The following is a 15787-nucleotide window of genomic DNA, read 5'->3' as shown; positions in this document are numbered from 1 at the left end:
TCATCGATATTTCACAGCGGCCATATAAACGGGGGGTCTAACTACGATAACATGAAACAGGGTTTCAGTTGTCGGCCGGCTGCCGCGGCTCCGCCGGCCGGTCGTCGAAAAACGCGGTCAGGACCTTCTGCTGTGCTTTCCTGAGGTGATTGTGCAACGTCGGCGACGAGACGTCCAGCGAGTCTGCTAGCTCCTCTGCGGTTGAGCCACGAGGCCACTCGAAGTAGCCGCTGTGGTAGGCCGCCTGCAGGACCGTCTCTTGTCGGTCTGAGAGCGTGTCAGTCAGTCGGTCGCGGAACCCGGTGTCCGTCTCGGCCGGCCGCTCTGTCTCTCGCTTCGCCGCTAGCGATGTCTCTCTGTAGGCATTGGTGATGGCGTTGACCGTCGGTCTGATCTCGGCCTCACTGGGGAGTTCGACTGCGATAGTCGCCACACCATCGGTAGCCGTCACAGCGCGGATGCGGCCGCCGCTCTCGACCAACTGGAGTGCTGGCGTGTCAGTGACGACAACTTCCAGTAACACGCCGTCGCTGTGCTCTTCGAGTAGCCTGGCGTCGGTCACGCCGTCGTCGTCGTCCGCATACGAGAGTATTGCGTCGGCCGATGCATCTTCAACCATCAGATAGTACAGCAGCGACTGGCCTGCAACAGGGACGACGCCGGACAGTTCGACCGTACAGTGTAACGCCTCGGATACTCCGGCGGTAAACGTTCGCTCGTCCGCACAGTGGAACTCCAGCTCGGTCACTGTGTCGGCAAGTAGGAGGCGTTTGCGTTCGGCGGCGACCTGTGCGTGGCCGATCTGCACGCCAAGCGCGGATAACACGGCACGTTCCGCGTCAGTGAGGCCCTCGCCTGTCCCGACCCCAACGACACCGGACACGGCGTTTTCTCTGACGAGCGGGACCAGAGCGACCGACCCAACACTATCGTCGACGACACGAACCTCGCCCACGTCAAGTGGCGTGGAGGCTGACTCGATATGGGCGTCGATCTGCTGCTCGACAGCCGCCTCCGAGATTTCTGTCGTCGCGCGCGGTGTCAGTCCGTCGCCAGTCCGCTCGGCCAGCCAGGCGAATTCGAAGCCGGCTGTCTCTGTCAGGTGGTCACAGACTGTTGTTGCAATCGCTTCCCCAGTCGCGGCGGCCGCAAGCGCCTCGCTGACCGCCGTAATCCAGTTGACGGGTCGCTGGGACCCGCTTGCCGCCGCCCGCCTGCCCGACCCGTCGACGGCTGTGATGATGGTTTCGCGGTCCGGTTCGTCAAGCAGAGGGTCGAGTCGGTCGAGTCGGTCCCAGCCGCCGAGTGCACAGACGACGTCCGGCGGGACGCCGTCGTCCAGCAGGCTCGCCGCGAACCGCCACCGGAGGTCGCGTGTGGAAACTCCGTGCAGGTGTGGTGCCGTATCGGCGGCTCGGTCGGCTACCTCGCTGACGAGCATCTGGAGCCGACGCGGGGAGACGGAAAACAGCGGCTCGTCGTCGTCCGTCCCGGCCGCGTTCGCGTACTTCCGCATATCGTGCTCAACTGAATCCGGGAGGTACGTCTCGCGGACTACTTCGCCGTCCTCCCGAACGGCAAGCAGGCGGTGTCCCTCGAACTCGGTGATGTCGGTCAGCCGCACGGCCGTCATCTCCGCCGGACGGAGTCCGGCCTCCGCACCGAGCCGGAGCACGAGGTCGGACCGGTGTGTCCCGGCCGCGCGCCGGAGCTGTTCGTACCCTCGTTCGCCGATGCGGTCCGCTGCGCCGTCCATATATTTCGGAAGTTCAGATAATACCGAAATAAGCGTTGCGACTAGAACGTGGTTACGGATGAGATACTGACAATAATACAGCCGCTAAAGACGCCACTGCCACAGAAATATTTCGGAAGTATAGATAAATCCGAACCAGCTTACTTCCGTCTCGTAGTCGACTGGATTTCGCCGAGAATTTCGGGGTTTCGCAGCGCGCTGGTATCGCCCAGATCCTCGTCGTTCGCCACTGACGTCAGCAGGCGGCGCATAACCTTGCCCGAGCGCGTTTTCGGGAGGTCGGGCGTGAACACGACCTCTTTCGGGCGGGCGATACCACCGATGGCGTTGACGATAGCGTCCTCGATGGCTGTCTGGAGTTCACGCTCGGCGTAGCCGTCCTCCGGAGAAGCAAACACGTACACCGCCGTTCCGGTCGTCTCGTCGTCGGCACCGACGACGGCGGCTTCGGCGACGCCGGTGACGCCGGCGACCGTCGACTCCAGTTCCTTGGTGCTAAACCGCCGGCCGGCGACGTTGATCGCGTCGTCGATCCGACCGAGGAACGTGATGTAACCGTCAGCGTCGACCGAGACGCTGTCTTCGGGGTAGTACCGCCATTCCTCGGCGCTGTCCGGGGCGCTGCCCCAGCCCGTCCCGTCAAGTAACGCGCGGGGCATCCCCGGCCAGGGGCGCGTCACAACGAGTTCCCCGGCCGTGTTCGGCTCGGCTGTTGCGCCCGAGCGGGTAACGACGGATGCCTCGATTCCCGGCAGTGGGGTTCCAGCGGCCCCGGGTTTCATTTCGTCGACACCGGGCAGCGTCGATACGAGTATCGCACCGGTTTCGGTCTGCCACCAGGTGTCCACGACTGGGCACTCGCCGCCGCCGATGTGTTCGCGATACCACTCCCAGGCGTGAGCGTCCATCGGCTCGCCAACCGTGCCCAGCAGGCGCAGGCTGGAGAGGTCGTGTTGCTCGGGGTACTGTTCACCCCACTTCATGAACGCCCGGACTGCCGTCGGCGCAGTATAGAACACGTCAACGGCGTACTTCTCGATGAGCTCCCACAGGCGGTCTTTCTCGGGGTGGTCCGCTGTGCCGTTGTACAGTACTGTCGTCGTTCCAAGCGCGAGCGGGCCGTAGACGATGTAGGAGTGGCCGGTAATCCAGCCGATATCGGCCGAACACCAGTAGGTGTCTTCGGGCTTGATGTCGAGAACTGACCGGGCGGTCCAGGCGACGTGTGCGAGATACCCCCCGGTCGTGTGGGTGACGGCCTTCGGCTGCCCGGTCGTGCCCGAGGTGTAGATGCGAAAAAGCGGGTCGTCCGCTGCCTGCGAAACGGGCTCGACTTCGGCTCCTTCGTGGGCCGCCAGCAGGTCGTGATAGTCGACGTAGTCGTCGCCTAAATGCACATCACGGCCCAGTCGGTCAAGCACGACGACCGACACGTCGTGGTCGACAGTGATTCGCGCGTTATCGGCCTTGTTCTTTTGTGCGACGGCGCTACCGCGGCGGTAGTAGCCGTCACAGGTAATGAGATACTCTGACTCGGCTCGCTCCATTCGCGTCGCGAGCGCGTCCGCAGAGAACCCGGCGAAGACGACGTTGTGTGGCACGCCAAGACGGGCACAGGCCAGCATCGCGACCGGGAGCTCGGGCACCATCGGGAGGTACAGCGTCACCACGTCGTCCGGGCCGACGCCGCGGTCGCGCAACGCTGCTGCAAAGGCGTTGACCTCCCGGTACAGTTCGAGGTAGGTGTAGGTGCGGGACTCGCCGAGGTGTCCCTCCCAGACCAGTGCTAATTGGTTCTTGCGCTCGGGGAGGTGCCGGTCAAGACAGTTGTATGCGGCGTTTAATCGGCCATCGGGGAACCATTCGAACGGTGGTCCGTCCGTTCCACGGAGCACCGTCTCACACGGCTTCTCCCAGTCAAGCAACTCGGCGGCCTCGCGCCAGCAATCGGGCCACTCCCGTTCGAAGCGGTCGTAGACAGCCAAGTCCGTCACGTTCGCCTGTTTGACGAACCAGTCCGGTGGTTCGACTGTCTCTCGCCCCGTCTGGGACTGGCCCCGATCCGGTTCGTCACCCCGTGTCATCAGTTGACAGTACATCGCCGCACCCAAAAAATATCCTATCTAATTGTGTACGATTCCGCTGTGAGACCGACTACTGCGGTCGGCCGTTCTCACTTTCGACACTGGCGACGGAACTTATATTGAGTCCTGCGGACAACAACTGCACGAGAGGTCGGTACGGGGTATGAGCGACACCGAAAAGAAGATCGCCGATACGAAGGGGCAGTTCCTCCAGGCGGTCTCACAGGGCCAGCGGCTGACCGACGCCGAGTGGCGAAACTGTCGCATCGTCCTCACCACCGAGCGGGTCGCCCTGCTGGGCGACGACAAGCGACAGATTTCACTGACCGATATCGACCGTATCGCTGACCGGTTCGACGTGAACCAGCAGAGTGCCGGGGTCTCCGACTACGTCGCACTCTACGTCGGCGAAGACGTTATCCTCGTGTCGGCATCGGACCACGGAACGTTCGAGACCGATTTTTACCGGGCGAGTCTCGACGGCGCAATCGTGCTGGTTCAACACCCGGCACTGAAGGGCGGCGTCGTCCAGTCTGCTGAGTGGACGAAAGGCCGACTCAAAGTGACTGACGAGGCGCTGAAACTCGCGATGGCCGACGGCCAGGCTGTCGTCATTGACCGCGCCGACATCGGCGACCTTGCTGTCGAAGAGAAGCAGGTCAGCGGCGAGGAGCGGACGGTCATTCAGGTCGAACACAGCGAGGAAGATATCAGCGTCGAAACCCATCTCGCAGGCGAGGAGTTTCATGCAACTGTCCTCCGGACAATGCTCGAAGAGAGCGCCGAACAGAACCAGGCCGATCTGGACCTGAGCTCGACGGAGAAGCGGGTCATCATGGCGCTACACTCCGGTGTGTCGCCGTTCGACATCCCCAACTTCGTCGGCATCGACGTCGAAAAAACCGAGGAGATTTTCGACCGACTGATCGAACTCGACGTGATAAGCGTGCTCCGGGAACGGACCGAAGTGAACCTAACGACCAAGGGCCGTCGGGTCGCTGGCGAGCGGATGGGCGAGCAGTAGTCTGTTGTCCAGAACCAGCAAGCGCCACGAGGACCAATTGTTTTGGATATTTGAAACGTCTGGTTTTGCCGTGATAAACTGGACATACGTGTCGAGTAAACACCACCCAATCTCGGTAAGGCCGCCATATTGAAGCCCCTCCTCCGTCTGCAACAGGTATGCACATCGATACGGCTGTAGTCCTTGCTGCGGGTGAAGGGACTCGTCTCCGGCCGTTGACGCGAAACCGGCCAAAACCTATGTTGCCGGCCGCAAACCGTCCGATTCTCGAACACGTCTTCGACGCGCTGGTCGAGGCAGGCATCGAAAAACTGGTCGTCGTCGTCGGCTACAAGCGCGACCGCGTTCAGGACCACTTCGGGCCGACATATCGCGGCGTTCCTATTTCCTACGTGAGCCAGACGAAACAGCTCGGCAGCGGACACGCACTCCTTCAGGCACGGAGCGTCGTTGACGGCCCGGTTCTGGTGATGAACGGTGACCGTCTCGTCGACGCAGCCACTATCGAGGAGGTAGACACCTCCTATGCGGAGACCGGGAACACAAGCATCGCCGTCCTTGAACGGCAAGACACCAGCCGGTACGGTGCTGTCGAGGTACAGGACCGCGATATTGTTGATATCGTCGAAAAGCCACAACACGACGAGTTCAGGCTCATCAACGGCGGCGTGTACGCTTTCGACGGCGACATCTTCGAGGCTATCGACGAAACGACCCGTCACGCCGGCGAGCTGGCACTGACTGACACTATCGAACTCATCCTTGAATCTGACCGCGTCCAGGCAGTCGAGGTCGACGGGATGTGGGTCGACGCGACGTACCCGTGGGACCTGCTGACCGTCGCCCGAGAGGTGCTGGCGCGGGGCCGGGTCGTCGAATCGGCCCGAGACGAGCAGGTCTGGGTCGATAACTCCGCACGCGTCCACGACGAGGCGACCCTCCAGTCGCCAGTTGTCATTGGCCCGGACTGTGAGATCGGACCCGACGCTGTCATCGGTCCGAACGTCGCGCTTGGCCGTAACACCACTATCGGGGCCAACAGCGTCATCCAGCACACTGTCCTCGACGCGGACACGCGTGTCGACCCGAGTTCGACTCTTATTGACACTGTCACCGGGCAGGACGTGGATCTGGGCGTCAACACTGTCGTTCCTGGTGGCCCGGCCGATGTTCAGGTCGGCACAGAAGTGTTCGAGGACCAGCGGCTCGGTGCCGTCATCGCCGACCGTGCCGTCGCACTCGGTGACGTGAGCTTCGTTTCCGGGTCGCTCGTGGGTCCTAATGCTCGGCTCACCACTGGCGTGACAGTCAATGGAACTGTCCGCGAAGGCGCGGAGGTGGTCCGCTGATGTGTGGGATCATCGGCTGTGTCGGCCGCGGCGACGAAACGCTCGACACGCTCGTTCACGGCCTCTCGAAGCTGGAGTACCGCGGGTATGACTCCGCTGGCGTCGCGCTTGCGAACAATCATCTCGACCTGTGCAAACACTCCGGGAAAATTGCCGACTTGCGCGAGGCACTGTCGGACCGGACGCTCTCGGGGTCGGTCGGTATCGGCCACACCCGCTGGAGCACGCACGGTCCGCCGACCGACGAGAACGCTCACCCGCATCAGGACTGCACCGGTGATGTCGCAGTCGTCCATAACGGCATCATCGAGAACTACCAGTCCCTGCGGGACGAACTCGTCAGCGCTGGCCACACTTTCACGTCCGACACCGATACTGAGGTCGTCCCCCATCTCATCGAAGACGCGCTAGAGGCGGGAGCTGACCCCGAAGACGCTGTCAGAGAGACGGTCGACCGACTTGAGGGAAGCTATGCCGTCGCCGTTGTCGTTGCCGGCTGTGACTCGGTATTTGCTGCGCGAAACGACTCGCCGCTCGTGTTAGGCATCGACGACGACGCGACGTATCTGGCCAGTGACGTGCCCGCCTTCCGGGATTTCACCGACAAGGTCGTCTACCTCGCTGACGGCGAGTTCGCCCGCCTCAACGGTGCCGGATGGACCGTCACTGACACCGACGGCAATGTCGTCGAGAAGGACATCGACACCGTCCAGTGGGACCCCGAGGAGACCGGCAAAAGCGGCTACGACCACTTCATGCTCAAAGAGATCCACGAGCAACCGCGTGCGCTCCGGCAGTGTCTGCGGGGCCGGGTCGACGAACTCGCCGGAACGGTCGACATCGGCGACCTCGGCGACCTTTCCCCGACCGGCGTCCAGTTCGTCGCCTGCGGGACCTCCTACCATGCAGCTCTGCACGGCGCACAACTGTTCCGTGAAGCGGGCGTCCCCGCCCAGGCGTTCCTCGCCAGCGAATACGCCACAGGTACGCCACCCATCGGCGACGCGCTCGTCGTTGGCGTCACGCAGAGCGGCGAAACCGCAGACACGCTTTCCGCACTTCGGGCCGCCCGCCGCCGCGGCGCACGCACGCTGGCCGTGACCAACGTCGTTGGCTCAACCGCGGCCCGCGAATGCGATCACGCGCTGTACATCCGCGCTGGGCCGGAAATCGGCGTCGCCGCTACCAAGACCTTCGCCTCCCAGCTAGCCGCGCTGAACCTGCTCGCCCTTGGGACGTCGACGACCGGTGATGCCCGGCAGGTAATTAGCGCGCTCCGCGACCTCCCCGGTCACGTTCAGGAGGTTCTTGATGAGTCTGCCGCCCGGGAAGTCGCTGAGTTGTATCAGGACGCCAACGCCTACTTCTTCATCGGCCGTGGCTACCAGGAGCCCGTGGCACTCGAAGGCGCACTGAAAATGAAGGAGATCACCTACAAGCACGCCGAGGGCTTCGCTGCCGGTGAGCTAAAACACGGCCCACTTGCTCTGGTGACAGAGAACACGCCCGTGTTCGCTATCGTGACTGGCGACGACGAGCGCGCCCGCAAGACGATCGGAAACGTCAAAGAGGTCGAAGCGCGCGACGCCCCGGTGGTCGCAATTACTGACGGACAGAGCGACGTTGAACGGTACGCCGACCACGTACTCCAAATTCCGAAGACGCATCCGCGGGCCGCTGCAGTGCTTGCGAATACGCACCTGCAGCTGGTGTCGTATCACACAGCTGCATTGCTGGGCCGAAACATCGATAAACCACGCAACCTGGCAAAAAGTGTGACGGTAGAGTGAGCGGCGCGTAGCTGGCTACTCGCGTTGCTCGTGGTTCTCTGACGGTTTTGGCGGTTCGAGGAGTTTTGCTGCCAGCTTGACTGCTTTTGAGCCTGAGAGGGTCTTTTCGATAGCCCGTGTCACTGTGCCGAGGCCAGAATTTTTCCAGAATCGCGTAAGCTGGGGAGTGAAAGCGTCGAGAACAGCGAGTAATGGACCGACAGTGTACGTTTCGCGTAGGTCGATAACGATGAGCGCTGACTCCGACGTTACTGTGTGGCGCAGATTCTCGCTGCCCTGTTACCTTGCCGCTGTGACTGCCTCTCACCGTTAATCAAAACTCGGTGATAACAGTGTACCAGGGTGATGATTACGGTTCTCAGATTCAGTGCAACTCCCATACGGAAGCGCTTACCGAGATACACGGGCTCATTACGACCGATGTATTGCGGTCGATGATTAACTGTTCTCAATGGTTCCTGTGCGCCATTATAATATCAATAATAACGCTCCAGATCTGTCTCGAAACGAGTTTCATATCGTAGCTAAACGACTGGTCACGCACGTATTCTAGGTCGTATCGCAGCTTTTCGCCCGGCTCCTTTCCAGTCACATGATTAACCTGGGCAGGACCGGTTAGGCCCGGTTTGACGAACCATCGTTTCTGCCAGTCAACGACACCAGTCTGGATATCCGAGTCCAGCACCGGTCGTTCTGGCCGTGGACCGACGACGCTCATATCTCCTCGCAGTATCGACCAGAGCTGTGGAATTTCATCCAGATGGGTCTGTCGCAGCACTCGCCCGACCGAGGTTACGCGTGGATCGACTCCACCCGCATCTTCGTCGCTAATCTTCGCACCGGTTTCGTCTTCTGCGTTCTCGATCATCGACCGAAACTTGTAGATCGAGAAGGTTTCGCCGAACACCGCTGTTCGGTCTTGTCGGTACAGTATCGAGCCGCCGTCCTCTAGCTTTATCGCGACTACAATCCCAACGATCACCGGCGATAGCGCGATCAGCCCAGCCGATGCAAACGCGATATCGAACGCGCGCTTGAGAATGTAGTCCTGTATGTCCCAGGGCTCGATCTCTACGTCAACCAGGGTTCCGACTCCACCGCTGGCGGTCAGCACAGAATCTGCATGGTCGCGATGAACTTTCGCGTTGACACCGTACTCGTAACAGGCGTCGAGAGCGCCGAAGAACTCCGCCCGGTCGGCATGCTCAAACGCTAGCACGACCGTATCGATGTCATACTCGACGAGCACGTCCTCAATCCGCGAGAGGCCACCCAACCGTTCCAACCCACTGGGGTTAGTTCCGCCGTCAGCGATGGCTTCGGTCTGTTCGATTGTCGTAATGACACTCGTCGGACAGAGATATCCCAGGAGCGTCCCGTTGACCTCGCTTGCTACTTCCTCTATCACTTGGAGGTTATCGCCAACGACGATGGTTCGCTCGCCATTTGAGGACGGTCGCTTCCGAATCCACACAAACCACGCGGGCAGTGCGACCAGTAATAAGGGAGTCACTAATACGACAGTCAAACGCGGCAGCTTGTACGAATAGTCGAAGTAGCCGATCGTCGCTAGGACGAGAGCCGCCACGAGTACCCGCTTCTGGGCCAGTGCTATCGCATCAAGAATTCTCCGTGGGCGGGGTTTGTACAACGGGAGGAACACACTGACGACGACCGCGATTGTGACCAAGAGCTCGATCGTGAACTCTGGCCCCGTTGGAGGGTCAGTCGGCAGTCGACTGAGTATCGGGATAGTTGTCGCTATCGACTGGATGGTCGCGTTATTAACAAGTGCGATGGCGACCGCTGTAAGCACGACAACGCCGGCCACACTTGCAACCCGGTACCGCCAGCCACTATCCATTATCAGTGTGATTGCCCAGTTCCGGGATAAGTCCTGCGTCCCGGAACTCAAATACTGAAGCTACTGTCCGTAGACACGCGGTCCAACTGCCCTGCATTGTCATAGTGCCACTGAAAGACACTGCTGCACGAGACCTGTTCGTGAGCCGACGGACCCACAGTGTACGCACTAGCGTAGTCGTGTCGACTATCGCAGCGTTGATCCAACCCTCTCTGTGCCTGTTCCATTTGACGCTGTACGGCAGATATCGTCTCACGGTGGTGGTCCAGTCTTCTGATTGAGAACCCACACAACCACGCGACCGACGTGACTGTATGGTCTCACCGGTTACTGACCAGGCTACCCGAACTGAGTTCTCACTCGCTTGCAGCGATGTTTTCGGCGGCTATCTCTGGGTTAATTTCGCCCTGTAGCCGTTCCTCGGCCTGATCGCGGTCTTCGGGATAGCCGATATCGTTCCGCCAGCCGTCCATGCGGATCGCGTCGATCGTTCGCCCGGAGTGTAACAGGAGGTCAATCGCATCACTGATCTCGTACTCGCCGCGATTGGAGGGCTGCACCAGATGGCAGGCGTGGAAGATAGCTGGCGTGAACGTGTAGAACCCAGTCATCACAAGGTTTGACGGCGGCTCTTCTGGCTTTTCGACGACTTCGGTGATCTCACCGTACTTGTTGGTGTCACAGACACCGTACCGCCCGGCTTCTTCCCACGGGACTTCCTCAACGAGGAAGGCGGCGTCGGCACGTTCCTCCGCCTGACGGTTGACGACGTCTTGGAGGTTCGCTTCGAAGATGTTGTCGCCGAGCATCAGCATGAAGTCGTCGTCAACGTGTTCCTCGACGGTCAGGAGTGCATGGGCAAGGCCGTTCTGCTCGCGTTGGTGGGTGTAGGTAATCGGAACACCATCGAACTCGTCCTCGTAGTGATTAATGATGGCCTGCTTCTTGTAGCCGACAACTACCAGCAGTTCGTCGGCGCCTAGCTCGATCAACTGCTCGAAGCAGTGGGTCAGAATCGGTTTCCCCGCGACCTCTACCATCCCCTTTGGCTTGTCTTCGGTCAGCGGGCGGAGACGGGTCCCCTCACCAGCGGCAAGTACGACAGCTTTCATATCTCTCAATTCGTTGGCCGTCCGATAAAACTCTTGTCGAATTATAAGATCCGAATTATAATATCCGCTCCTTGACTACTGCCGCCCGATGAATGTCAGCATTGTCGGGAGTGGATACGTCGGGACAACGGTCGCCGCGTGTCTTGCGGATCTCGGGCACGAAGTCGTAACGATAGACATCGACGAAGACATCGTTGACGCAATCAATAACGGCGAGTCGCCGATACATGAACCTGGGCTTGACGAACTTGTCGCCGAACACGGTGGTGGGCGACTCCGGGCAAGTACCGACTACGAAGAAATACTCGACACTGAACTGACGATGTTGGCGCTTCCGACACCATCGAACGACGATGGAAGCATCGACCTCCAGTTCATGGAAGCCGGTGCGGCATCTATCGGTGAGGCGCTGGCCGGCACTGAGAACGCGGCAGCGGACCCGCATCTCGTCGTCACGAAGTCGACTGTCGTCCCGAACACGACCGAGGATCGGCTCGCACCACGTATCGCTGACGCCGGTCTCGAACGCGGGGCGGACTTCCTCGTCGCGTCCAATCCTGAGTTCCAGCGCGAGGGGACGGCCGTCGCGGACTTCCTGAATCCTGACAAACTCGTCTTCGGGATGGACGACGACCGCGCAACGGCCCTTCTCAATGACCTCTACGCGCCGCTACGCGAGGCTGCTGACGGCGACGTGCCGGTCGTCGAAACCGGTATCGCCGAGGCCGAGATGATAAAGTACGCCAACAACACGTTCCTCGCGACGAAAGTCAGCCTCATAAACGATATCGGGAACATTTGCAAGGAGTTCGGCGTTGACGCCTACGAAGTCGCCGATGCTATCGGACTCGACGACCGGATCGGCGAGCAGTTCCTCCGAAGCGGCGTCGGCTGGGGTGGCAGTTGCTTCCCGAAAGACACGGACGCCATCATCGCCGCGGCGCAGGAGCAGGGCTACGACCCCGCTGTCCTTTCGGCGGCCGTGGAACTGAACGACGCGCAGCCAGAGCGGCTCCTCTCCCTCCTCGATGACCACGTCGACGTATCCGGCAAACGAATCGCTGTTCTCGGGCTGGCATTCAAACCCGGGACGGATGACATCCGAAACACGCGAGCTGTTCCGGTCATCGAGGGACTGCAGGAGCGTGGCGCAGACATCGTCGCCTACGACCCTGTTGCCACCGAGAATATGCGCGAGCGCTATCCCGACATCGAGTACGCCGACTCGGCGGCGGCCGCCCTTGCGGGTGCGTCAGGCGCTGTTGTCGTCACTGACTGGGACGAGTTCGCAGCGCTCGACGCTGCGTTCGACGAGATGGCAGACTCCGTCGTCGTTGACGGTCGACGCATCATCGAGCGGCGCGACGGCATCACCTACGAAGGATTGACCTGGTAGCGCAGTCAGTTACCTGCCTGTATTTGCCTGTCGATGACGGCTACCGTGCCGGCAGCGAGTAGCGCCACAACGAGCACGGTCGGGTCCGAAGACACGTACAGGCTCGGCGTCGGCGGCCGCCAGTTCGTGAACGGGTACAGCCACGCGCTCGCTCGCCCGTCGGCGTACACTCGCATCCCATCGAGCAGCAGCGACGTGAGGCCGCCGAACGTCACGAGTCCGAATACTCGTCTCCAGCGTCGTCGCTCGAATGCGACGGTGATGACTCCAGCGAGCAACAGGACTCCGCCGAGTGTGGAGACAGGCATATAGGAGAACGGAACGCCGAGAAACGCTTCGACTACCCTCTCGTTTAGCACGATTCCGACCTTCACCAGATCGGGAATCGCCGCACCGCCCATCCCAACGACGACCCAGCGCTGATCGAGCCAGTCGGCACGCCAGCTTGCCACCGTGAGAAGGATGTATGTGACGAGCAGGTGTGTTAGCAGGTCAGCCATCGCGGGCCTCCAGCGTCCACGAATCGCGGTTGATGCGCCAATACCGGACGAACAGGAGCAGGAATCCGAATGTGCCGATAGCCGAGGCACCGTACTTGTAGAACTCGGCCCACCGACTGCTGTTGACGACTTCGACGCGCTCGGCCGTTATCGTCTGCGCTGGTTCGAGCGTCCCGTACACCTGAACGACGCCACCGGGTTCGACGGCTGTTCTCGTCTCAGTGACCCTGAGTGTGATTGCCGTCTCATCGCTTTCGGCCCTGATTCGCATCTCGTCATCGCTTGCCTCTGTCACTGTGCCGAACACCATGAGCTGCTGTCCGACGTACGACTCGTATCCGGCCGAAAGGTCCGCAGCATCCGGATACGGTGACCGTTCGTCCTCTGTCAGTTCCGCGTGGATGCACAGTCCCCCGAGTGTCAGACACAGCACAAGCACGATGATGACACGAACCCAGACGCGCACACCATCTGTTCTTTCGGTGGGTACAATGGTCGTTTCGCTTCAGAACTACAGTGTGCCTGTCTGAGAAAATCACTCGACAGTCACGCTACCGCCGCTGTACACCATTTCTTCCGTGACTTCGACGGTCGTTTCACTTCCGCTATCGGTCGTCACCGTGTACGTCCCAGGGTTTGCGACGGTAACAGTGAACGCACCGTTCCGGTCGGCTGTCGTCTGGCGTTCGTAAGCTATCTCTCTGTCCGAGACAGCGACCGTCGTTTCGACCGAAACGGTTGCATTCGGGGCCACGGAGCCCTTTACCGTCCCACCGGGGACGACCGCGAACGCCTTGTGGCTCCCGTCTTCGCTCGTGAAGAGCGGCCGGTAGTGGGCCAGGCCGTCCACATCCCCGTTCCGGCTTCCGAAGTGCTGGTGTAACCGAGTGTACATCGTGGTCGGCTCCTCGATGTCGGTCACTGTCGTCACGACGTATCCGACCCGGCCAGAAATCCGATTATGGGCCTCATCAGGATCCGTCGCTGCGACGACCGGTTCGTACGTCCCGCGAGCATACCCGTAGCTCCGTGACTCGCCGTTGACGAAGTAGTTATACACGCGGTTCTGTCCCCAGCGGCTGAGCACATAGTTTTCGGGGTATTCGAGTCCGCGCTCGGCGGCGTCTGCTTCGATTGCCGTCGCCGCGTCGTACGTCCCGTCCTCAACGAGCACCTGACTCGTTTTCACCGGAACCTGCACCATTCCGAGGGACCCGAACAACAGGAACAGCACGAACAGCGACGCAACCGCGCGGGTGTCTGGAACGAGCACGTCCCGGAAGTCCCTGTCACCAGTCGTTAGTACTGGACGGGCGAGGTCGACCCACGAGGCGGCCCAGACGAACGCGAGGCCGGCGAACAGCGCGAGAAACGTGGCCAGCTCGCCGACGAAACGGACTTGAATCACGGCGAGGACGAGCAACACCCAGGCGTAGCTACTGGCGACGAGCCAGCCGCTTCGGTCGTTCCGAGCGAGGTCGACGCCCCACACCATCGCCGGGAGCGCCAGAAACAGCGTCAGGCCGAGCAGGAACAGGAAGCCGAATGCGTCCGCGCTGAACAGCCCGTACGTCTCGGCAATCCCGTCGGATCGAAACAGCGCGTCGAGCCGGCTATTGAACGTTCCCCACTGTGCTGTGAAGCCGAAGCGGAAGAGGAGGAGACCGACGACGCCAAGCCCGATATCGACCACAGCTAGTTGCCCGGCAGTGCCACCGAAGCGTCTGGCTGCTTCTGCCGTCGCAATGACGACGACAGTGCCCAGCGTCAACAGTGCTGGCGCACTAGCGACAAGCGCAGTTTGCCAGCCGGTGATAGTATGGACACCGCCAGCGAGTAGCGCACCGAGGCTAACGCCGGCAAGAACTGGTGCGTTTCTGACCAGTGCCGACCGGTCGTTAGACACGTCAAGAAGTGTCTGGCCTAATACGACCAGACTGGCCGGCAGAACAAGCAACGGTCCGGCCTCCCACGCAAGCACTTGGCCGGCAATCCCGACACCGATGCCGACTGCGGCGATCCACGGCTGTGGTCGACGAAGCGACGTTCGATTCGTGGCCGTTAGCGCGACCACGAGTGCAAGAGCAGTGAGTCCCAGCCAGGGATAGTCGAAGGCGTGGTGGTCCGCGAACCCGAGGCTCGTCCGGAAGGCGTGGCCGGGAATAAACGCTAGAAAGAGGACCGATGCGAGACCGACACGCCGGTCGCCTGACACCCGAACTGCGAGCAGATAGAGCAGGACGCTCGTAACGAGTGCTGACACGACCGGATACCAGGCGAGAACGTGGCCAATAACTGGGTTGCCCCCGCCGAAGAGGCTGGCGACCCACCAGAGCGTCGCAACCGTGAGTGGCTCCCCATTGGCTAATCCACCTGGGAGCACGGAGAGTGCCCCGAAATCGGCCGCGCTGCCGGCGTTTGCCGCGACCTGTTCGACGTGATACCTGTAGTAGTAGGGGTCGTTGCCCGAGAGGACGATGTCGCCGCCACGATATATCGACCCGATGACGTACGTCCGGGCGACGAACACGACCGCTAGGGCAGCGACGAGCAGGCCAGTTGCTCGTGTATCGAAATCAAAACGTAGCGCGTCACCGAGCGCTAGCCCCTGCCCGCTGTCATTACTGACCTCGGAGTCGCCGTTAAGCGCGGCCCGCACAGCGTCGGGATCGGCGACGCGGTACTCGTCACCGTCCTTCTCGACGATGCCAGCGGAGACGAGTTCGCCGAACTGGCCCGAATCGATGGGAATGTCGTCGAACGTCCAGCCGTCCTGCTCGTCGTCGACGGCCAGAACCACTTCCGTCGCATCTCGTAGCTCGGGCCGGTCATCAAGTACCGCTCCCGCCCCGGGCGTATCGCTCATGTATCTTCTCTTTCCGGTCTGGCGAATAAATCCATCGAGACTCGTC

Annotated in this window: 11 protein-coding genes; 4 read left to right on the top strand and 7 right to left on the bottom strand. The window is 61.1% G+C overall.

The genetic code is table 11. The features are described from left to right. Nucleotides 1-64 precede the first annotated feature (64 nt). Both G9C82_RS06865 and acs read right to left on the bottom strand, forming a co-directional pair. The gene (locus tag G9C82_RS06865) at nt 65-1756 is read right to left on the bottom strand and encodes a bacterio-opsin activator domain-containing protein (protein ID WP_007189180.1); all 1692 of its coding nucleotides are present in this window, start codon (nt 1754-1756) and stop codon (nt 65-67) included. A gap of 140 nt (nt 1757-1896) precedes the next feature. Next, nucleotides 1897-3840 (bottom strand): acetate--CoA ligase, encoded by a 1944-nt coding sequence (acs, locus tag G9C82_RS06860; RefSeq protein WP_127013693.1) that lies wholly within the window; start codon nt 3838-3840, stop codon nt 1897-1899. A gap of 163 nt (nt 3841-4003) precedes the next feature. On the opposite strand from acs, the gene G9C82_RS06855 reads away from it, so the two are divergent. The 3 genes from G9C82_RS06855 (at nt 4004) to glmS (ending at nt 8003) form a co-directional block, all read left to right on the top strand. Next, nucleotides 4004-4864: a CheF family chemotaxis protein gene (locus G9C82_RS06855; protein WP_004964393.1), complete on the top strand. Its 861-nt coding sequence runs from the start codon at nt 4004-4006 to the stop codon at nt 4862-4864. Between the two features lie 158 nt (nt 4865-5022). Then, nucleotides 5023-6213, top strand: coding sequence for a bifunctional sugar-1-phosphate nucleotidylyltransferase/acetyltransferase (gene glmU, locus G9C82_RS06850; protein WP_127013692.1), 1191 nt, complete (start codon nt 5023-5025; stop codon nt 6211-6213). Further along, on the top strand, nt 6213-8003 hold the full coding sequence (gene glmS, locus G9C82_RS06845) for a glutamine--fructose-6-phosphate transaminase (isomerizing) (RefSeq protein ID WP_007189177.1): 1791 nt from the start codon (nt 6213-6215) through the stop codon (nt 8001-8003). Before glmU ends, glmS begins: the two co-directional genes overlap by 1 nt. Nucleotides 8004-8451: 448 nt before the next feature. On the opposite strand, the gene G9C82_RS06840 is transcribed toward glmS, so the two are convergent. Together G9C82_RS06840 and aglF are read right to left on the bottom strand one after the other, a co-directional pair. Continuing rightward, nucleotides 8452-9867, bottom strand: coding sequence for a sugar transferase (locus tag G9C82_RS06840; protein WP_004964384.1), 1416 nt, complete (start codon nt 9865-9867; stop codon nt 8452-8454). A gap of 356 nt (nt 9868-10223) precedes the next feature. Continuing rightward, complete coding sequence (aglF, locus tag G9C82_RS06835; protein ID WP_004964383.1) at nt 10224-10979, bottom strand: UTP--glucose-1-phosphate uridylyltransferase AglF; 756 nt, start codon at nt 10977-10979, stop codon at nt 10224-10226. An 88-nt stretch (nt 10980-11067) separates the two neighbouring features. Between aglF and aglM the strand changes: the two genes are divergently transcribed. Further along, nucleotides 11068-12375 carry a UDP-glucose 6-dehydrogenase AglM gene (gene aglM, locus G9C82_RS06830; RefSeq protein ID WP_007189175.1) on the top strand — a complete coding sequence of 436 codons (1308 nt, stop codon included), beginning with the start codon at nt 11068-11070 and terminating at the stop codon, nt 12373-12375. Nucleotides 12376-12380: 5 nt separating this feature from the next. On the opposite strand, the gene G9C82_RS06825 is transcribed toward aglM, so the two are convergent. The 3 genes from G9C82_RS06825 to G9C82_RS06815 form a co-directional block, all read right to left on the bottom strand. Next, entirely contained in the window at nt 12381-12875 is a 495-nt protein-coding gene (locus G9C82_RS06825; RefSeq protein ID WP_127013691.1) for a metal-dependent hydrolase, read from the bottom strand. Continuing rightward, on the bottom strand, nt 12868-13341 hold the full coding sequence (locus G9C82_RS06820) for a hypothetical protein (protein WP_127013690.1): 474 nt from the start codon (nt 13339-13341) through the stop codon (nt 12868-12870). The genes G9C82_RS06825 and G9C82_RS06820 overlap by 8 nt, the downstream gene beginning before the upstream one ends. A gap of 69 nt (nt 13342-13410) precedes the next feature. Then, a complete protein-coding gene (locus G9C82_RS06815; RefSeq protein ID WP_127013689.1) occupies nt 13411-15741 on the bottom strand; it encodes an STT3 domain-containing protein in 2331 nt (776 codons plus the stop codon). Nucleotides 15742-15787 lie beyond the last annotated feature (46 nt).

It is taken from the genome of Haloarcula sp. R1-2 (assembly GCF_011627385.1).
Taxonomy (GTDB): domain Archaea; phylum Halobacteriota; class Halobacteria; order Halobacteriales; family Haloarculaceae; genus Haloarcula; species Haloarcula marismortui.
The sequence above is the reverse complement of the archived record's forward strand: the minus strand, read 5'-3'. Positions and strand labels throughout refer to the sequence as shown.

Coding starts and splice junctions, on each gene's coding strand:
- aglM (WP_007189175.1), top strand. CDS start 11,068: ATGAATGTCAGCATTGTCGGGAGTGGATACGTCGGGACAACGGTCGCC.
- aglF (WP_004964383.1), bottom strand. CDS start 10,979: ATGAAAGCTGTCGTACTTGCCGCTGGTGAGGGGACCCGTCTCCGCCCG.
- glmS (WP_007189177.1), top strand. CDS start 6,213: ATGTGTGGGATCATCGGCTGTGTCGGCCGCGGCGACGAAACGCTCGAC.
- G9C82_RS06815 (WP_127013689.1), bottom strand. CDS start 15,741: ATGAGCGATACGCCCGGGGCGGGAGCGGTACTTGATGACCGGCCCGAG.
- G9C82_RS06840 (WP_004964384.1), bottom strand. CDS start 9,867: ATGGATAGTGGCTGGCGGTACCGGGTTGCAAGTGTGGCCGGCGTTGTC.
- glmU (WP_127013692.1), top strand. CDS start 5,023: ATGCACATCGATACGGCTGTAGTCCTTGCTGCGGGTGAAGGGACTCGT.
- acs (WP_127013693.1), bottom strand. CDS start 3,840: ATGACACGGGGTGACGAACCGGATCGGGGCCAGTCCCAGACGGGGCGA.
- G9C82_RS06825 (WP_127013691.1), bottom strand. CDS start 12,875: ATGGCTGACCTGCTAACACACCTGCTCGTCACATACATCCTTCTCACG.
- G9C82_RS06855 (WP_004964393.1), top strand. CDS start 4,004: ATGAGCGACACCGAAAAGAAGATCGCCGATACGAAGGGGCAGTTCCTC.
- G9C82_RS06865 (WP_007189180.1), bottom strand. CDS start 1,756: ATGGACGGCGCAGCGGACCGCATCGGCGAACGAGGGTACGAACAGCTC.